Origin of the sequence: Telluribacter humicola (assembly GCF_017355935.1) — a bacterium.
GTDB lineage: Bacteria > Bacteroidota > Bacteroidia > Cytophagales > Spirosomataceae > Telluribacter > Telluribacter humicola.
The window spans coordinates 1,766,138-1,786,504 of record NZ_JAFIQT010000001.1 but is presented as its reverse complement, the minus strand read 5'-3'; the positions used below and the strand labels follow the sequence as shown (position 1 = coordinate 1,786,504).

Sequence of the window (20,367 nt, the reverse complement as noted above, 5' to 3'; positions counted from 1 at the left end):
ACCGTATAACATCAATTTTTTTATGGTAAAAGGGGAATAGATCGCCCTCATCAAGAATGCTTAGGATTGATGGAGCAGCCCCTTTATCTATGCACTCCATTCTTCCAGCCGTAATAAACCTTACCACCAAGCCATGTTTAAGAAGAAAACCAAAACTCAGGAAACGGCCGCCCGCCCTAAAAAATCTCCGCTGCGCGAATGGTCTGACTCCATACTATTCGCAGTCATAGCCGCCACCCTGATCCGCTTCCTGACGTTTGAAGCGTTTGCCATTCCTACGCCTTCCATGGAAGGTAGCCTGATGGTGGGCGACTACTTGTTTGTCAGCAAATTGCACTACGGCATCCGCACGCCCCAAACCCCACTACAGGTACCTCTGACGCATCAGAAAATCTGGGGGACGAATATTCCCTCCTACAGTTCAGCCATTCAACTACCCTCTTTTCGGCTGCCAGGCTTCTCCAAGGTAAAAAATGGCGATGTGGTAGTATTTAACTTCCCGCCGCCCAAACCAGGTGAACCCGACTACCCTACTGACCTACGGACTAATGTTATCAAGCGGTGTATAGGTATTCCTGGTGATAAGCTTGAGATCAAACAAGAGCAGGTATTTATCAATGGTAACCCATTCTCTGTTCCACCCCGCTCACAAACTACCTACTTCGTCAGAACGACGGAGAGAATTGATGATCGTTTTTTCAGAAAATATAACATAGTCAACGACTACGAATCACCCGAAGGTCCTTTCATAAACTGGCAGCCGATTGAGGCGTACGATGAGGCCAAGAACTCGACTACCCTGCAGGGATACTGGGTCAACACAACCCCTGATGTTGCTGCTCAACTAAAAGAACTGGATTGGGTGAAGGGGGTGGAACTGACGACCGAACAGCCCGGTGTAGCTGCCGAAGGTATTTACGGAGGTGCCGCCTCAGGCTGGAACAGGGATAACTTTGGCCCCTTAACGGTTCCTCAAAAAGGAATGACTATTCCGGTAACTGCTCAGACTATTGCATTATATGGACCCATCATTCAGCGTTACGAAGGGAATAAGGCCGTGGAAATAACTGCCAGTACTATCAAACTTGATGGCCAGCCAATTACCAGCTATACCTTCAGGCAGGACTACTACTTCATGATGGGCGACAACCGCCACAATTCCGATGACTCCCGCTACTGGGGCTTTGTACCGGAAGACCACATTGTAGGCAAGGCGGTATTTGTATGGATGTCCGTTGATCCCGTTCCGGCACATGTTTGGAACAAAGTACGCTGGGACCGCCTGTTTCGGGTGATTGAGTAAGCTTATTAACTAGTCTTTGAAAGTGTGTAGTCTATTCAAATAGATTACGCACTTTTCTTTTTTCCTTTCTCTCCTATTTTCGTTCCCTCACCAGAGCGCCTCCCCTCTTAGCTGAAAGCAGACTATAAGGTGTTCTCTGACAGAAACTTTTTACATGTGACCGATAGTACTATAAAGTTAAAAAATTATAGTATTTTCATAACACTTATACTATCATCCACCATAATGAACTTCTGAATGAAAAATCTTCTACTACTGTGTCTTATTGTTTCGCTTGCTCTCACAACTTCTATGGCAGTAGCTCAGTCCAATCCTCAATGGATGTGGGCAGAAAAGGTAGCAGGGGCAGAAACTACTCCGGGTCGTCATATCTATACTAACTCTGATGGAATCACTTACTGGCTGGGCTCCTTTACCGGAACAATACAGGTAGGTACATCCCAATTTAGCAGTCAGGGAGCTTCATCCGATATCCTGCTTGTATGTTACGATGCCTCCGGTGGAGTCCAGTGGGCGCACCAGGTAAGTAACGGTACCGGTGAGGAAAAGGGGTATGGGATTACTCTTGATGAATCAGGTCATATGTACCTCACTGGTACCTTCCAGGGTGAAGCTGCTTTTGGGAGTACTACGATTACAAGTAACAGCAACAGTGTTGATTATTTCGTTCTGAAGATGAATGCTAACCGGGAAATCCAATGGGCTACCTCGGGTGGACAAAGTAGCACTGATGAGATATTCAGTATTGGAGTTGACTCCGAAGGGAGCAGCTACCTGGCGGGACGTATCAGTATTGTCAATGAACATCCAAAGGATTATGCCTATCTGGCGAAGTACTCCTCCGGCGGGCAGTTACTCTGGTCCCGTACCTTCCGTGACATGACTTTGGACTACTATACAACGCGTAATACCTTTTATGATGTAGCTGTCGATAAAGCTGGAAATAGCTACGCTACTGGTTCTCTGGTTACTACTTATACAGATGGACACCATGGCATACTGGTAACCAAACACGATAAGGACGGCAACCTGCTCTGGCGCAAAGTAGAAAACTCCCGCTACGGACACGGAACCGGTTTCGGCATTGCTACCGACAACCAGGGAAACTGCTTTGTTACAGGAGAGATTTATGGCAACATGACATTCGGTGAACTATATCTATTCGGAGAGAATGATGCATGTATAGTGAAATATGCTGCTGATGGTACTGCAGTCTGGGCCAGAAAATCTGGTGGAACAAATGTTGAAGAGGGCCGCGGAATCATCGTGGATGAAGCAGGCAATAGCTATGTGACCGGGCACTTTCAAGGAACTACCCAATTCGGGGAGCAGTCACTGACAAGTAATGGAGACAAAGATATGTTTATAGCCCACTATGATCCGCAGGGTACACTGGTGTGGGTGAAGCAGGCAGGCGGTAGTGGCACTGATATTGGATATAAGCCGGGCGTAGATAAAGCAGGGAATGTGTATGTGAACGGATGGTTCAATGGTACTGTCAACTTTGACAGCCACAGCAAGACGGCCGACGCCGGTGGAAGTACTATTCTGGGCAGGCTACAGAGCCCTGACTGTACACACATGTACACTGTCAAATCAGGAAACTGGAATGATGCAACCGTATGGTCCTGCGGTAAAGTCCCCACCAGCCTCAACTCTGTGACTATTACCGCCGGACATACCATAACTCTGACATCCAACGGAGACGCTCATTCGGTACAGCTTCTGGGAGACTTGCATATGGCGGAAGGCTACTCGCTGGCACTGGTCCAGAGATAGACATAATGTAAGAGCCATGGGTAGTATGGCTCTTACATTATGATTCACTCCTAAGAGGCTCCCTACTTCACCAGATCCCCTACGATCTTAGCCGAAAGCAAACAAAGAGGTATCCCTCCGCCCGGGTGTACACTTCCGCCTACGAAGTAGAGGTTGTTAAATTGTGTAGAGAAATTAGCATGGCGCAAGAATGCCGCAAAGCGGTTGTTGGAGCTATTGCCGTACAAGGCTCCCTGTGAGCTGGACGTCCGGGATTCGATCAGGCGCGGATCCAGGATGGCTTCACATTCGATGAGGCTGCCAATTTCCTGCCCCAGCAGACGGCTGAGCTTTTTGATGATATTCTGGCGCGTCTGATCTATCAGGGCGTCCCAGTCCTGACCGTCATTGGCTGGGGCATTTACCATGACGAACCAGTTTTCACCTCCGGCAGGGGCATCACTTGGTTCGTACTTGGAAGTAATGTTGATGTAGACCGTGGGATCCTGGTAAATGGTCTTTTGCTGAAAGAGGTGGTTGAACTCCGTAGGGTAGTCGCTACTGAAGAAGATGTTGTGTAGCCCCAGTTCCGTAAAGCTCTTTTTGATTCCCCAGTAGAAAATCAGGGCCGAACTGGACTTGGGTTGCCGCAGGATCCGCTCCGGCTGCTGGGCCTTAGGCAGTAGCTTTCGGAAGGTATTGACCACATCCATGTTGCTTACTACCACATCGTACGGTTTCAACGCGTCGTTGATCCGTATACCTACGACCTTCTTCTCCTGCGTGACCACTTCCTGCACCGGCGCATTAAAATAGAAACGGACGCCCAGATCCTTCGCCAGCTTGACCAGACTATTGGTAATGGCTACCATTCCCCCCCTTGGAAAGTAGGCTCCGATGTTGTACTCCAGGTGCGGAATAATATTCATGGTAGCGGGCGTCTGGTAGGGATCAGAGCCGTTGTAGGTAGCATAACGGTTAAAGAGCTGTACTACCCGTGGGTCCTTGAAACGACTGCTGTTGGCCTTGTTCATGGAACGAAAGGCATCCAGCCGGTGCAGGTTGAGGTAGCCTTTCAGCGCATCCTGATTAAAGTAGGTACTGACCTTGTGCAGTGACCGGTGCAGGAAGAGCTTTTCGGTCACTTCAAATTTAACGGCACTATCACGCAGGTGTGCCAGTACATGGTCTGCTGGCTCACCCAGATGGGTTTCAATCTCCTGAGCCAGCTTTTCGGGTTCGGCGTGGGCTGTGAACCGGGTGCCATCTTCGTAGAAGTACCGGCAGGTTTCGGGCAGTCGGATGTATTGGAAGTACTCCTCAGGATCTTTGCCCGCTACCTTAAATAACTCATCCACCAGATGCGGCATGGTGAACAGCGAAGGACCGGCATCAAAGCGGTACCCTCCCAGCTCAAAACTGGACAGCTTACCACCGGGGTACCCATTGGCCTCATATACCTCCACCTCATACCCTTGTACCGCCAGACGTATGGAAGTGGCTATACCGGCGATACCCGCTCCGATTACAGCAGCCTTACCTGTGCCTACCTTATTCATTGACGGCTACTTTTTTGGGTGAGCGTAGCTGGAAGATCAGGTCTGTCTTCAGATCAAACAGTTGCCGTTCCAGTCCAACCGGAAATGTATGTGGATTGACAAAGCGCTTGATCCCTCCGTGGAAGGAAGCCAGTTGGTTTTGTACCCGCTTGCGGGCCTCCTCTACACCGGGTAGTTCATACACCAGCTTCCCCTGCCGGAATACAGGTACCAGTAGATCCTCGTAGGATAGTGAAGAAGCAAAAGTACTACGACGGGTAAAATCATAAGGATCTACCATAGTAGGCTCAGCGGGTGGTGGGGTTTCTTCATTAAATATCATATCCGCTATGTAGCTGCCGTTTTCGCAGTAGCGCCGCACCTGCTGAATACCGGGCGTCGATACCTTCACCGCCTGTTCCGAGAGCTTAAGCTTGTACTCCCAATGGTTCTCCCGGGTACAAATTGCCGCCAGCTTGTATACTCCACCCAGAGCAGGCTGGTCAAAGGCAGTCACCAGCTTAGTACCTACCCCCCAGACGTTAATCTTAGCTCCCTGGTTTTTCAGGCTCGCCATGATGTGCTCGTCCAGATCATTGCTGGCTACAATATTGGTATTCTTGAATCCTGCTTCATCCAATAGCTTTCGCGCTTCAATACTCAGGTACGCCAGGTCACCTGAGTCGAGTCTGATCCCACCTAGGTCGTAGCCTCTGGCTCGGAGCTGCTCACCTACTTTTATTGCATTCTTTACCCCCTGTATAGTATCATAGGTATCCACAAGCAGGGTAACGTTATTGGGCATCATCTGGGCATAGGTCTCAAACGACTCCAGCTCACTATCGAACGACATCACCCAGCTGTGCGCGTGCGTACCACGCACGGGTATCCCATATAGCTTACCAGCCAGCACATTAGAGGTAGCATCAAAACCACCTATATAGGCAGCCCGGCTGGCGGTCATACCACCATCGGGTCCCTGGGCACGTCGTAAGCCAAACTCTAACAACAGATCTTTCTCTGCTACCAGGCGCATCCGGGCCGCTTTGGTCGCGATCAGCGTCTGGAAGTTGATCAGGTTGAGAAGGGGCGTTTCCAGTAGCTGGCACTGCAGGATAGGGCCTTTGATCCGGAGTAGGGGCTCGTTCGGGAATACTACAGTACCCTCGGGTACCGCTTCGACGTCACACCGGAACTCCATCGTACGCAGGTACTCTAGAAAATCCTGTGTAAAGAGTGGCTTACCATCACTGCCCGTCAGGGAGCCCAGATACGTAAGGTCACTGTCGGAGATACGGTACTCATTGAGGTAGTCAATCACACTGCTCAAACCACAGGCTACCGTAAATCCTCCCTGAAAAGGGTGCTTTCTGAAATAGAGATTAAATACCGCTTCCTGCTCGGCTTTACCGGATTTGAAGTAGCCATAGGCCATGGTAAGCTGGTACAGGTCGGTCAGCAGACTAAGTGATGTATCGTAAAGCTTGTTGATCATACAGTACTGGTGTCATTACTTACTATTGGAGAGGCAAGATAGAACAGCACCACCATTTACCATACCTCCCCCCTTTAATTTATAGTACTACCCAAAATATAATGGTCTTGTTTGCTGCCCCAGTGGAAATGAGGCAGCTCCACTAGGGCAGTTCCACTGCGGCAGCAGGTTCCATTCAACCTGTATTATCCACCATTCAAATTTTTTTTCTTTCACGGTGCAACATTCTTTATTCACTTTACATCTATCTACCGACGAGCACAGATTACCTCGATAGATAACTTGTTCCGTTCATACCAATAATCCGCCTTTCGTGTAATGAAAGGTTCTATGCTATACAAAGTACTTATCTTTGCAATGTAGATCATAACTTAAAAGATAAGCAACCTAGTATAACATCTGTTAGCCATGAAATCATTCTTTACCAGACTATTTGCCGCGGCGGCAGTCGCTGCCGTCTTACTTCCCGGGACACCCGCATCAGCCCAGACGGGTGTAAGAGGACAGGTATCCGGCTCAGTACTTGACGAAAAACAGCAGGCCTTTCCCTTCGTTAACGTATTGCTCCTTAAGGCAAAGGACTCAACGCTGGCCAAAGGTACCACCACCGATGTAGATGGTAAATACGTCATAGAGCAGATTGAGGCGGGTCGCTACTTGACGCTGGTGTCAATGGTTGGGTACCAGAAAGTATATAGCCAACCGTTTGTAGTAGGTCACGAGGGCGTTCAGCTTTCAACCGTTACGCTGTCTACGGATGTACAGAATCTGAAAGAGGTCAATGTAGTAGCTAAGAAGCCCTTCATAGAGCAGCAGATAGACCGCACGGTGGTGAACGTAGAAAACAGTATCGTATCGGCCGGTGCTACCGCTCTGGAAGTACTGGAACGCGCTCCCGGTATCACTGTAGACCAGCAGAACGAACGAGTACAGCTACGTGGCAAGGATGGGGTAATTGTCCAGATCGACGGCAAGCAGACCTTCCTCTCCCAACAGGAACTGATGAATCTGCTGCGCAACACGCCCAGCGATAATATTGAGAAGATAGAACTGATCACTAACCCGTCATCCAAGTACGATGCCGTGGGTAACTCGGGTATTATCAACATCAAGTTTAAGCGTAACAAGAACTTCGGTACCAACGGTACCTTTACGGTAGGCGGAGGTGTAGTAGGCGACAAGTACGGTCGTGGTAATGGCTCGCTCTCACTGAATCACCGCGAGGGCAAGATCAGTACCTTTGCGACGCTCAACGGCTACAAAGGAAACGGGTTTAATACGAATGATATCTACCGTGAAATCCCCTATAATGACAACATCACGATATTTGATCAGAAAACCTACCGCCGCAACAGCTCACAGAACTACAGTGTCAGAGCCGGTATAGACTACTTTGTTACCAAGAAGACAACCATAGGTGCCCTGGTATCCGGTTTCCATAATGATTGGAATACGCCCCGTGGAGAAACCAATACCCGCATTCTGAATGGCGACAAGAGCTTACGTCAGACGTACCAGACCATTACAGAGAGCGGCTCGAAGATGAACAACATCAGCGCCAATGTCAACCTGAAACACCAGTTTGATGACAAAGGTAAGGAACTGACTTTCGATGCTGACTATGTAAATTATAGCGGTAAGAGTAACAACCTGCTGGACACCCGCTACTTTACCCCTACCGGCGAACCATCAGGTACTCCTGAACTGGTACGTAACGGCATGCCTTCTGATATCAATATCGGTGTAGCAAAGCTTGATTATACTCAATCGATCGGCAAAGCCAAATTCGAAACCGGTCTGAAATCAAGTTATGTGGCTTCGGATAACAATATGAAATTTGAGCAGAAGCTGGACGACTGGACGCTTGATCCTACCCGTACCAACCACTTTAAGTACTCAGAGAATATCAATGCGGCCTACGCTAACCTGAGCGGAAAGATCAACGCCAAGACACAGTACCAGTTAGGTCTGCGTGCTGAGCATACGCACTCGATCGGTAACTCGGTTACCCTAAATGATATCCGTGACCGCAACTACGTCAACCTGTTCCCGAGCGTATTTATATCACGCCAGCTGGATAGCAGCAACGTCCTGAACCTGTCATACAGCCGCCGCATCGACCGTCCCGATTATCAGTCGCTCAACCCATTCGAGTTCTACCTGGACCCTTATACCTTCCAGCGTGGTAACCCCAACCTGAAACCCCAGTATACGCACTCATTCCAGTTGACTCATACCTTCAAGAGCTTCCTGAATACCAGCCTGGCGTATAGCCGTATCAAGGATGTGATCGTACGGGAAGTACCTCGATTGATTGCGGCAGAGAACAAGACATTCGTCACTACCGAAAACCTGGACAACCAGGATAACCTGAGCCTGACGATTTCGATGCCGATCCCTGTTACGAAATGGTGGTCGCTGCAAACCAACTTTACCGGAGTGTACAACCGCTACCAGACCTTCTACCAGAGTGAGCTCTTCGACGTAGAACAGATTAGCTGGAATGCCTACGCTAACAACCAGTTCCGCCTGCCTAAGGGTTGGTCAGCCGAGGTATCTGGCTGGTACAACAGCAAAAGCGTCTACGGATTCTTTGTAGCGAATCCACAGGGTATGCTCAACCTGGGTCTGCAAAAGACAGTACTTGATAAGAAAGGTACACTGCGTCTGAACGTCAATGATGTTTTCTGGACCAACAAGTTCAAAGGAGTAGCTGATTTCAGAGATATCAATCTGACAGTACAGTCAAGATGGCCAAGCCGTCAGATCCGCGCCACATTTACCTACCGCTTTGGTAACCAGAATGTGAAAGGTGCCCGCCAGCGCAAAACGGGCTCGGATGAACTGCAACAGCGCGTTCAGACAAATAATTAATTAAAATTTGGAGTATCAGTTGGCGAAAGTTGACTTTATTCATACGATTAGTTTAGGTTAAGAAAATGAAAATCCACTCCCATATTGAGGAGTGGATTTTTTATTGGTCTACAAAAAGAGAGAGAGCAGGACGGTCCTGCTCTCTCTTTTTACCCTATTGTATTTTCTACAGCCAGTTAGCAGGATTATGCATTAAGGGCCGCTACACCGGGAAGTTCTTTACCTTCCATGTATTCCAGAAGGGCACCACCACCGGTGGATACGTAGCTCACGCGGTCACCGTAGCCAGCGTTATTTACTGCCGATGCTGAGTCTCCACCACCGATCAGGGAGAATGCGTCGTTCTCCTCGGTAGCCTTCACTACTGCCTCAGCAATGGCGTTGGTACCTACGGCAAAGTTAGGGAACTCAAATACCCCCATAGGACCGTTCCAGAGGATAGTCTTGGAGTTAGCTACGATATCTTTGAATAGCTTCACTGATTCAGGTCCAATGTCCAGGCCTTCCCACTCATTAGGTATCTCACCGGCTTTCACGGTCTGGCGGTTGGCATCATTGCTGAAGCCATCAGCGATTACGGTATCAACCGGCAGAATGATATTCACACCTTTGGCCTTTGCCTTCTCAAGAATCTCAAGGGTCAGTTCCTGCTTATCGGCTTCAAGTAGTGACTTTCCAATCTTTCCTCCTTTTGCTTTGGAGAATGTATACGACATACCACCACCAATGATGAGGTTGTCTACGTTGTCAAGCAGGCGCTCAATGATCAGGATTTTATCCGAAATCTTGGCTCCACCCATGATGGCTGTAAATGGACGTTCGGCATGCTCGAGGATACGCTGGGCGTTATCCAGTTCGGCCTGCATTACGTAGCCACATACTTTATCTTCAAAGTACTGACCGATTACTGCCGTAGAGGCGTGAGCACGGTGCGCAGTACCAAAGGCATCCATTACCCATACATCTCCCAGTTTGGCCAGTTTCTGAGCAAACTCTTCGTTGCCTTTTTCTTCTTCTTTGTAGAAGCGCAGGTTTTCCAGCAACAGAATTTCGCCGGGCTGCAGACCAGCCGCCAGCTCAGTTGCTTTTTCACCAATACAGTCATCCGCGAACTTAACCGTACGGCCAAAGATCAGAGACAGGGGCGTAACCAGGTGCTTCAGGGAGTATTTTTCGGTTGGTCCGTCCTTAGGACGTCCCAGGTGTGACATCAGAATACAAGCCCCACCATCGTTCAGTATCTTCGTTATGGTTGGAACAGTAGCCTTGATACGGGTATCATCCGTAATCTCATATTTGTCATTGAGAGGTACGTTGAAGTCAACCCGAACGAGGGCCTTTTTTCCGGAAAAGTCGTAAGAGTCAAGTGTTCTCATAGGGTAGGTAAATTGTTTTTGAACGAAAACAAATGTAAACCAATTCTTTAAAAACACTATATAAGATATGGCTAATTAGCTAATTAGCCATATTTATTACAATTTTTACTGCTTATGGTTCTATTTTCGTGATATTATTTAATCATGAACTCTACCGCGTCCTTTACCGTTTTATCTTTAGATAAATCAAGCACCAAATCCACCCATTAACAGTACCATTACTCCGTGAGCAGCAGCGAGCAGGCGCGTACCGAATTACCTCCCAAGTACTACCTCGAATACTTTGGCTTTGTCCTGGATTTCGTGCAAAAAATGTACGGTCATATCCTGAATGAGCCTGAGAAGGAATTCCTGCGTTCATACAATGCCTTATCCGAAGATGCCCGCTGTCTTTTTATCCGGTTCAGCAACCGCCGAGGAGCCTTCTTCAGGGTCAATGCTTTGGCTTATACCGAGATCTGCGATATACCCGACGCTATTACTGAACTAATAGAAAATGGTTTTGCCGAAGTACTTTCGGAACAGCACGCCCACCGGGCCCCGGAGGTACTTAACCTGCTCAGTAAACCCGAGCTCTTACTCATTACGCAGGCACTGGCTCCGGTGATTATGCCACCCAAGGCTATCCTCAAGGCAGACCTGATGCGCTGGCTCCTGCATGAGTACTCTTTCAAAGTACTCTATGAAGCCGTCGATGCTCTGGAGCCCATCGTGAAGGTAGGCTATGAGATAGAGGTCATGATGATGAAGTTTCTCTTCTTCGGCAATCGCCATGCTGACATGACCGAGTTTGTGGTGCGGGACCTGGGGCATGTACGCTTTCAGTCGTTTGATGAAGATCAGCTATCGGTGCGTTTTGCCACGCGTAAAGATGCCGACGACAAGCTGATGGTATCGCTCACGAAAGAGACATTCTATGAGCTGAAAGATGAACTGCCCCCCGAGGAAATTTACGACTGGTTTATGAACTGGCAGGGAGGCCTGCCGGATGACCTGAGCCTGGTGGCCCTTCCCTCCTACCGTCAGCTGGTACTCAAGGTTGGCGCCTGGCTGGAGCGGAAAAAACTCCCGGAGCAAGCCCTGGCCGTATACCAGCTTACTGACCATGCCCCTTCGCGGGAGCGCCGGGCCCGGCTGCTACACCGCATGGGTGATGTGGAAGAAGCCCTGGCTCTGTGCGACGACATGATGGCACATCCGCAGAACGCCGATGAGCGCTTCTTTGCACTGGACTTCCGGGAGAAGATTCTGAATAAGAAAAAGCGCTCTACCCGTCGTACTACCCAGGCCCTGCAGGCGGCCGGGTCAGTACAGATTCCTATAAGCTATCGCTATCAGGTAGAGCGGGGAGTCATAGAGTACTACCGCGAACAGGGACATAATGCACTGTTCAGTGAGAATGAGCCCTGGCGGGCCTTATTTGGTCTCCTGTTCTGGGATATTATCTATGATACCAACGTACAGGCCATTCACCATCCCCTGCAGCGAGTTCCGTCTGATTTTTTTCTGCCTGACTTTTACTTCAAGCGGCACAGTATGCTCAAGGCTCGGATTATAGAGCTCGACAGTAAGGAAGCAATCAGAGAAACGATCAGGCAGACCTACACCGACAAATTCGGCACCACTAACGTACTCGTAGGCTGGTACCCCGAGCTACTCGAGGCTGCGCTGGCCGTAGTGGAGCTGATTACACCTACCCAGCTACACGCTGTCCTGCTGGAGATGGCCTCTAACCTGCAGGAGAATACACGGGGCTTTCCTGACCTGCTGGTGTGGGATGATGAGGGGTATGCTTTCGTAGAAGTAAAGTCTCCTACCGACCACCTGTCTGCCCGGCAACTCCACTGGCAGCACTTCTTTGCCGATCTGGGTGTAAGTAGCAAGATTCTCAGGGTGGAATGGATCACTGACTAAAAAATAATTCAATTTTTTTCAGGACAACTCCTACTTCTTCGTCTCTTATAGATAAGAGGCATGGAATCTTTATGTTTTACCACGAAGAACTATCATTTCTGGTTCTCGTCGATGCAATTCTACAATGCAAGAATCAAGGGCAGCAACCTGGCAATCTAAACATCTAGCTACTCTATCTGAAAATGGTCAGGAGTATGCACTTTGGCAAGCTTTCAAGCAGGGAGATAGAAATGCCTTCGCTGAGCTATTGAATCATTACTACCCCCTCTTGCTCAACTATGGCGCCCGGCTCCAGAACGATCGGGAATTTGTAAAGGACTGTCTGCACGACCTTTTTATAGAACTCTGGAACAAAAGGGAGCAACTCGATGATGTTCAACAGGTAAAATTCTATCTCTTAAAATCCCTGCGTTGCAAGCTTACGAGAGAGTCCCAACGGCTCCGTTGGTTCAGAGAAGCCAAGGAAGTTACAGATGATTATACGTTTGAAGTACAGTTTGCCATCGAATCGTACCTGATCAATAATGAGATTCAACACGAAGACCTGAAAAAGCTACGTACACAGCTCGACAAGACCAAACGCCAACGAGAAGCCATTTATCTGCGGTTCTACTAGGAGCTTGAGTATGATAATATTGCCGATATCATGTACATCAATTCCCACTCAGCGTACAATGCAGGTTTGATCAAGCAGATAGTAGCCCGGAAATTTGACGCCAACCGTCAGTACCTGTGGCCCATTCCGTCGGCGGAAGTACTTACGAGTGGGTCGGAACAGAACCCTAACTACTAATTTACTCAGGTCAATAGTCATGTAATAGACTTAGTCATTCATAATAATGACAGCCGGATACTCTACCAATTAGAAGTTAGTAGAGAAAATGACTACTACATTCTATATGTACGAACAATCAAAAAATACTAAAACATTCATGAGAAAAAGTGCTCTTCTACTTTCAGCTTGCTTACTATACGGCTGTAGCTCCCAGAAACCAGACCAGGTCTCTGACAAACCGGAGTTCAGCGGCATCTATCCCCATCTGGCGTATTATAATAATGAGGGTGAATGTGGTACGGGAGCCGTAGTACCCTGGGCCAACAAGCTGTGGGTAGTTACCTATGGCCCACACCTACCCTACGGTTCATCAGATAAACTATACGAGATAACGGCCGATCTGCAACAGACTGTACGTGGAGAAAGTATCGGTGGTACCCCTGCCAACCGGATGATTCACCCGGAAAGCAAGCAACTTTTCATTGGCCCTTACGCGGTTGATTACCAGGGACAGGTACGTACTATTCCCTATACTGCCATGCCCGGACGTCATACGGGTAACGCCCGCCACTTCTCCGACCCGGCCGGTAAGATATTCTATGGTACCATGGAAGAAGGCTTCTATGAGGTAGATGTCAATTCACTGAAGCCTACTTTACTGTATGAGGATGGAAACGTAAAGAATAAAAAAGGGCATGATGAATCAGCCAATCAGTCTTCGGACTTACTATTTGGCGCCCACGGTAAGGGACTCTATTCCGGTCAGGGAGTAATGGTGTATTCAAATAATGGGGAATCGGGTCCGAAGGCGCTTAAGCAGTTCGACATTGAGTCAGGATCGCTATCCGAGTGGGACGGAAAAGACTGGAAGCTGGTCCGCCGCAACCAGTTCGTAGAAGTAACCGGCCCCGGCGGAATTTACGGAAATAAGAATCCTGAAACAGATCCAATCTGGGCCACTGGCTGGGACCACAAGTCTGTTCTGCTGGGTGTACGTGATCATAACCAATGGACGTTTTACCGGCTTCCCAAAGCCAGCCATAGCTACGACGGAGCCCACGGCTGGAATACCGAATGGCCGCGGATCCGGGACATAGGCACAGCTGAAAAGCCTGACTACCTCATGACCATGCACGGAATGTTCTGGAAGTTTCCGGAATCGTTCACTTCCTCGAATACAGCAGGTATCCGCCCCAGATCATCTTACCTGAAGGTAATTGGTGACTTTACCCGCTGGCAGGATAGACTGGTCTTTGGCTGTGATGATTCGGCTCAGAAAGAGTTTCTTAACAAGCGGAAAGCCAAAGGAGGTATCGAAGGCCCTGGCCAATCCAACTCCAACCTCTGGTTTACTTCCCTGGACCAACCTGATAAACTAGGCCCTAATACCGCCGAGGGTGCTGTATGGCTTTCTGAAAAAACCAAAGCAGGAAAGCCTTCCGAGCCATTCCTGTTCGCCGGTTGGGACCAGCGTATGGCCTGGATTCTCAATGAGGGTAAGGAAACAGTTTCATTCAACTTTGAAGTAGACCGGAACGGTAACGGACAGTGGACCTCGATACAAAAAGTTGATGCCGCCCCCGGTAAGGCTCAGTACCTGATGTTTACGCCTCAGGAAAAGGGTGAGTGGATACGGGTTACCAGCAACAAGCCTACTCAGGCCACAGTACATTTTACGTATACAGATGCCAGTCGTTTCAACACCAAAGCCGATCCACTCTTCAAAGGGATAGCTACCATAAATAATCAAAGCTCAACCGGTGGACTTCTCTATGGTTTAGGAGATAACCGTCGGGCACTGGGCCTGCTAGCTGGTAAGATGGTGGACGGAAAATTTACCGAGAGCGGATACTATGAACTGGATGGAGCTATGAAGCTTGTAAAGAAGGAAGATCCCAGGACGGCTCAGTTTATCCGGGATAAATTTGCTATCCCCAAAGATGCCATCACCGTAGAAGAATCCTCCGTACTAGTCGTTGATGATAACGGCAGAAGATGGAGACTCCCTTTAGGTAGTGCTACTTATAACAAGCTTACCAGTAATGGTGCTCTGAGAATATGCAGGGAAGTTGCTACGGAGCGTGATCTTCTGAATGCCCATGGTACCTTTTATGAACTACCCGCCGAAAACGCTGACGGGTTTGCCAAAATAAGACCTGTTGCATCCCACCAGCTAGCTATTCATGATTATGCCTCCTATCGTGGTTTATTAGTCATGACGGGTCTGGAAGCAAACCCGAAGACAAACAGTAAGCACATCATCCGCTCTGAAGATGGACAAGCCAGCGTATGGGCAGGTACCATTGACGATCTTTGGAAATTAGGAAAGCCGGTAGGTGAAGGAGGCCCCTGGAAAAACAGTCAGGTGAAGCAAAATGTACCATCTGACCCGTACCTGATCGGCTTCTATGATAAAAAGAATCTGAAATTATCACACGATCAGAAGCAACCCGTTACGTTCAGGATTGAAGTAGAGCCCAGCGGCCATGGTCCCTGGATGACCTATCGGGAAGTAACAGTACCAGCCGGAGAAACATTTGAGTATAATTTCCCAGTCGCATTTCAGGCTCGTTGGATTCGATTCTCAACCGACATGGATTGCAAAGCCAGTTCATGGCTTACCTATAACTAATATAGGACTTTACTAGGATACATGTACTAATTAAGAAGTAAACAACGGGCACTAAATTTATTACAATTTCGTTTTTTCGTGGGACACTGTCTATGGAGGCATGATGTAAATAATTACACGTACTGTTCTCTTTTTTTTGAAACAGAATTCCGTTAATCCGAGTACTTGTTTACTTTTGTTCCGTCTTTTGGTTAGTACAGTTGTAATTATTTCCTTTTAACAAACTCATGAAAAAAAGCTTTGGATTTATGGTGGCAGCCGTTGTTGCTACTCTTATGAGCACAAGCTCGGCAAATGCACAAGTTAAAGTACCTGATGACATCAATGCGTTGCTTACTAAGTACACTTGTTTTGCCTGTCACCGTGCCGACACTAAGCTGGTAGGTCCTGCTTATGTAGATGTTGCCAAGAAGGGATACAAGAATGAGCGGATTGTAGAGCTTATCTATAAGCCTGAGCCTGCTAACTGGCCTGGTTATCCTCCAATGGCTCCCATGACTCAGGTTCCTAAGGAAGATGCTCTTAAATTGGCTACCTGGATCAATTCACTAGCTGCTAAGCCAGCTAAGGCAGCTCCTGCTAAGAAGAAAAGCTAATTTAGTTTAGAGCTATCAAGTGTTGGCTTGTAGTAATCAGCTATTCACCGACATATAATAAAAACGGGAGCGCGGCTATAAGCTGCGCTCCCGTTTTTTGTGGCTATATAAACAACCACGCTTGAATATCTTATATCTGATTAGTTGTGTTGAAACTATTCAGAACTCAGTATTAAATAATCGCACCGGCGACCCGGTCAGAATTTCCACTCCTATTCTTCGGGCAGGAATGTCAGGTAGCTAAACTGACTTTCGTCGAACATATCCTGCGCCAGCTCCTGCAACTGCTGGGCCGTAACCTGGCGGATCTCTTCGAATATTTCCGGTAGCGTATCTACTTTACCGGTATCCAGCAGGCTCTTCGCCATCATCAGCATAAAGCTCATGTTGCTTTCTTCGGACATAGCCAGCTGCCCCATCAGCTGTACCTTGGTGTGGTGGAGCTGCGTAGTGGTCAGTGGCTGCTCGCGCAGGCGGCGCAGTTCTTTATGAATAAGCGAGATGCTCCGGTTGAGTTGCTTCTGTTCGGTACCAAAATAGATCCCTAAGAAGCCCGTATCCAGATAAGGGGTATAGTTGGCCTCGATGGAGTACACAAAACCGTAGCGCTCACGAAGGGCCATATTAAAGCGGGAGTTCATACCCGGGCCTCCCAGCAAATTGACCAGCATAAAGAAGGGCAGCCGACGCTCATCAGTCAGGGCGTACGAGGGACGTCCCATGGCGCACTGGGCCTGCGTGATGGACCTTGCCACCTCCTGCCGCTCGGGCGTGTACAGATAGGGTGCCACGCGTACCCGGTTTGTCTTTTTGGACGGTATATCTGCCAAGTACTTTTCTGCCGTACGTACTACTTTCGAGAAAGGCAAGCGGCTTACAGATGTCACAACAATACGCTCTGTATCCAGATTATCACTGATGAACTGCCGCAGGTCATTACTTCCAAAAGAACGAACCGTCTCGGCTGTACCTAGTATATTACTACCCAGCGAATGGTTCGGAAATAGTAGCTGGTCAAAGTCGTCCTGGATAGCATCCTCGGGTGAATCGTAGTACATAGACATCTCTTCCAGGATTACGTTCCGCTCCCGCTCAATCTGCTTCTCCGGAAATACGGAATGAAAAGCGATATCGACCAGCAGATCCAGTGCCTTATCAAAATGCTCGTCCAGTACTGAGGCATGGAAGCAGATCTTCTCTTTAGTGGTGTAGGCGTTCAGTTCACCGCCTACAGTTTCGAGGCGGTTGATGATATGATGAGAGCGGCGCTTTTCGGTACCTTTGAAAGCCATATGCTCCCAAAAATGCGCCAGCCCCTGCTGATGGGACTGTTCGTCACGGCTACCTATGTCGAGCATAATACCGCAATGAGCAATCTGTGTATAGGGTACTTGTTTGTGTGCAATGCGAATCCCGTTGGGAAGCGTATGTAGTTGATACTCTTCCGTGAGGGTTGTTTCGGAGTGTAAATTACCTACCTTTTTACGGCTTATATTTCTCTTCATTCTTTAATAACACAAAATCGCATCCGATAATTTTCGGTGGTAAGGGCAAAATTACGGAATTTTGTCCGATACTAATTTACCTAATGAATCCACAGCGAATTCTGGTCATACAGACCGCCTTTATAGGTGATGTCATACTGGCCACCTCCTTACTTGAAAAACTGCATAGTTCCTATCCCGGCGCGCATATAGACCTGCTGGTACGTAAAGGAAACGAAGGGCTGTTCCACCAGCATCCCTACCTCAACCAGGTCCTTATCTGGCACAAGAAAGAGGGAAAGTACAAGAGCCTGCTGCAACTACTAGGGCAGATCCGTCAGCAGCGGTACGACTGGCTTATCAACTTACAGCGCTTCGGCTCCACCGGATTCCTTACGGCCTTTTCGGGGGCCAAAGTCAGTACAGGATTCGAAAAAAATCCTTTTTCATTTTTATTTACCGAAAGCCTCCCCCACCGTATCAGCAATGGTTTTCATGAGGTAGATCGCAATCAGGAGCTGGTTAAAAAGCATGTTGATAGTACCGTGTCTAAGCCTCGCCTGTACCCCTCGCCCGGTGATTATGAGAAGTTGAAACCTTACCAGGAGCAGCCGTATGTATGTGTAGCTCCGGCTTCGGTGTGGTATACCAAGCAGTACCCGGCTGAACGCTGGGCCGATCTTATCCGCAATCTGCCTAAGCAGTACAAGGTGTACCTGCTGGGAAGTCCTGATGATAAACAACTAGCCGAAGGGATTATCAGGGATAGCGGGCGGACAGATATAGCTACCAACTTGTGTGGGCAACTATCTTTTCTGGCATCGGCTGCTCTGATGGAAAAGGCTGCTATGAACTATGTGAATGATTCGGCTCCGATGCACATCAGCTCGGCCATGAATGCTCCTGTGTGTGCGGTGTACTGCTCTACGGTACCTGAGTTTGGCTTTGGGCCACTTTCGGATGTGTCACATATTGTCCAGAAGCAGGAGCCTCTCCACTGTCGTCCCTGCGGCCTGCACGGCCATAAAGCCTGCCCCGAAGGACATTTTCGCTGTGCCCTTGATATAGAGCTCTCACAGCTTCTTAGCGTGCTGCCCCAGTCATAAAAAAAGCCCGTCGAGAATCGACGGGCTTTGCTATTTATAAATTCTTGGTTCGATACTGTTCTATGATCCGGTACAGCGCTTTTTGCTTTTCCAGTTCGGGGAAGAAGTCAAACAGCTGTACGTGCCGGTCGTAGTCAAGCGTGAGGCCTATTTCCAGATTCAGTAGTGCCTCGCGGTACTCTCCGGCATGGATCAGATACACCGCCGAGCGATAGTACAGGTCCGGCTCTTCGGGCATCTCGTCCACGGCAGCCGCCAATAAGTCACAGGCCCGACCGTAATTACCCTGGTCAAATAGTACCAGTGACCATTTCAGCCATACTTCCGGATTGGCCGGCTCTATTTCGGCTGACTTCTCGAAGGCCTCAAAGGCCGATACTACATTGCCCAGTTTGTACTCGGTTTCGGCCAGAGCCATCCAGTAGTCAGGGTTCAGCTCGGAGATCTGAAGGGCTTTGCGGAAGAAGCCAATAGCTTCGTGCCAGCGGCCCAACTCGGCCATACACAGGCCCAGTCCAAACCAGCCGTCATCCCAGTCACTATCCATCTTTACAGCCTTGCGGTACTGTCGGATCGCTTTTTCAAACTCTCCCAGCTTTTCCAGGCTATTTGCCAGACAGCAGCAGGTTTCGGGCTGCTCTCCTTCCAGTTCAATGGCTTTCTCGTAAGCATCGCGGGCACTTTCGTACTGCTCAAGGTTCATATACGAATTACCCAGATTGAAGAAAGCCGAAGCAAAATCTTCTTTGATGATGGTCGCGTAGTCATACGCCTCCACGGCATCTTCGTAGCGCTCCAGCTTGCTGTACGCTATACCTAAGTTGTACCACGCGTGGTGCGAGTACGGATCTATATCAATAAGCTTGTTATAGAAATCAAGATGACTTTCGAGCTCGCCAATCAGGTCCAGACAGTGTGCCAGCTCGTAGAGGGCGTGCTCGTTCTGCAGATTGAGCTGGATCGAAAGCTTGTAGTTTTCGATCGCCTCAGTATACTTACCCCAGTTCTGGTAGGATTGTCCAATCTGGAAGTAGATATCGTCCTTTTCATCGGCGGTATCCAGCATGGCTTCCAGAATAGTAATGGACGTTTCGTACTCACCCATCAGGTTGTAGATAGTACCCTGCATGAACGGAATCTCAACGTCACCGGGATGGAAGAGTCGGGCTCGTTCGAGTAATTCCAGCGCCCCTTCAAACTCCCCGCGGTTGGAGAGCAGCTGGGCTTTATTGAGCATCAGATCCAGAGAATACGGATAATTTTCTAACCCTAACTCACAGGCTTTGAACGCTTTCTCCCAATCACCTTTGTCTAAATAATGTTCAGCAACTTGTTCGTATGTATCCAGGTCGAAGAACTCATTAGCCTCAGTTTTCAGCATGTGCTCGAAGCGAAGCAATGTCTCTTTCATAAAATCTTTTCTTTCCTCAAAATCTTGCTCCATGTACACTAATTGTGGTTAGAGTAGTAAGTACAAGAGTACTTAAATCATATATACTGTTGTAGAAAGATAATG

The 20,367-nt window shown here is 48.5% G+C and carries 14 protein-coding genes; 9 read left to right on the top strand and 5 right to left on the bottom strand.

Going from position 1 to position 20,367, the window contains the following annotated elements; translation table 11 throughout:
- The first annotated feature begins 133 nt into the window (after positions 1-133).
- On the top strand, positions 134-1,303 hold the full coding sequence (lepB, locus tag JUB14_RS07680; RefSeq protein WP_207505277.1) for a signal peptidase I: 1,170 nt from the start codon (positions 134-136) through the stop codon (positions 1,301-1,303).
- A gap of 291 nt (positions 1,304-1,594) precedes the next feature.
- Positions 1,595-3,082: an NHL repeat-containing protein gene (locus JUB14_RS07675; RefSeq protein WP_207505276.1), complete on the top strand. Its 1,488-nt coding sequence runs from the start codon at positions 1,595-1,597 to the stop codon at positions 3,080-3,082.
- A 62-nt stretch (positions 3,083-3,144) separates the two neighbouring features.
- Here JUB14_RS07675 and crtD read toward each other — a convergent pair whose 3' ends face one another.
- On the bottom strand, positions 3,145-4,620 hold the full coding sequence (crtD, locus tag JUB14_RS07670) for a 1-hydroxycarotenoid 3,4-desaturase CrtD (protein WP_207505275.1): 1,476 nt from the start codon (positions 4,618-4,620) through the stop codon (positions 3,145-3,147).
- Entirely contained in the window at positions 4,613-6,094 is a 1,482-nt protein-coding gene (locus JUB14_RS07665; protein ID WP_207505274.1) for a nicotinate phosphoribosyltransferase, read from the bottom strand. The genes crtD and JUB14_RS07665 overlap by 8 nt, the downstream gene beginning before the upstream one ends.
- 408 nt (positions 6,095-6,502) lie before the next feature.
- Here JUB14_RS07665 and JUB14_RS07660 point away from each other — a divergent pair, with 408 nt between their 5' ends.
- Positions 6,503-8,968 carry a TonB-dependent receptor gene (locus JUB14_RS07660; protein ID WP_207505273.1) on the top strand — a complete coding sequence of 822 codons (2,466 nt, stop codon included), beginning with the start codon at positions 6,503-6,505 and terminating at the stop codon, positions 8,966-8,968.
- Between the two features lie 185 nt (positions 8,969-9,153).
- Here JUB14_RS07660 and JUB14_RS07655 read toward each other — a convergent pair whose 3' ends face one another.
- On the bottom strand, positions 9,154-10,344 hold the full coding sequence (locus JUB14_RS07655) for a phosphoglycerate kinase (protein WP_207505272.1): 1,191 nt from the start codon (positions 10,342-10,344) through the stop codon (positions 9,154-9,156).
- Positions 10,345-10,569: 225 nt separating this feature from the next.
- Here JUB14_RS07655 and JUB14_RS07650 point away from each other — a divergent pair, with 225 nt between their 5' ends.
- The 5 genes from JUB14_RS07650 (at position 10,570) to JUB14_RS07630 (ending at position 16,261) form a co-directional block, all read left to right on the top strand.
- Positions 10,570-12,258: a VRR-NUC domain-containing protein gene (locus tag JUB14_RS07650; RefSeq protein ID WP_310586118.1), complete on the top strand. Its 1,689-nt coding sequence runs from the start codon at positions 10,570-10,572 to the stop codon at positions 12,256-12,258.
- A 124-nt stretch (positions 12,259-12,382) separates the two neighbouring features.
- Positions 12,383-12,874, top strand: a complete 492-nt coding sequence (locus JUB14_RS07645; RefSeq protein ID WP_207505271.1) for an RNA polymerase sigma factor — start codon at positions 12,383-12,385, stop codon at positions 12,872-12,874.
- Positions 12,875-12,904: 30 nt separating this feature from the next.
- Complete coding sequence (locus JUB14_RS07640) at positions 12,905-13,051, top strand: hypothetical protein (protein WP_207505270.1); 147 nt, start codon at positions 12,905-12,907, stop codon at positions 13,049-13,051.
- Positions 13,052-13,190: 139 nt separating this feature from the next.
- Positions 13,191-15,665: a hypothetical protein gene (locus JUB14_RS07635; protein ID WP_207505269.1), complete on the top strand. Its 2,475-nt coding sequence runs from the start codon at positions 13,191-13,193 to the stop codon at positions 15,663-15,665.
- A gap of 227 nt (positions 15,666-15,892) precedes the next feature.
- Positions 15,893-16,261, top strand: a complete 369-nt coding sequence (locus tag JUB14_RS07630; RefSeq protein ID WP_207505268.1) for a c-type cytochrome — start codon at positions 15,893-15,895, stop codon at positions 16,259-16,261.
- Between the two features lie 212 nt (positions 16,262-16,473).
- Here the strand turns inward: JUB14_RS07630 and JUB14_RS07625 are convergent, their stop codons facing one another.
- A complete protein-coding gene (locus JUB14_RS07625) occupies positions 16,474-17,766 on the bottom strand; it encodes a M16 family metallopeptidase (RefSeq protein ID WP_207505267.1) in 1,293 nt (430 codons plus the stop codon).
- An 83-nt stretch (positions 17,767-17,849) separates the two neighbouring features.
- Here JUB14_RS07625 and JUB14_RS07620 point away from each other — a divergent pair, with 83 nt between their 5' ends.
- On the top strand, positions 17,850-18,851 hold the full coding sequence (locus JUB14_RS07620; RefSeq protein ID WP_207505266.1) for a glycosyltransferase family 9 protein: 1,002 nt from the start codon (positions 17,850-17,852) through the stop codon (positions 18,849-18,851).
- Positions 18,852-18,885: 34 nt separating this feature from the next.
- Here JUB14_RS07620 and JUB14_RS07615 read toward each other — a convergent pair whose 3' ends face one another.
- A complete protein-coding gene (locus JUB14_RS07615) occupies positions 18,886-20,295 on the bottom strand; it encodes a tetratricopeptide repeat protein (protein WP_207505265.1) in 1,410 nt (469 codons plus the stop codon).
- Between the last annotated feature and the right edge of the window lie 72 nt (positions 20,296-20,367).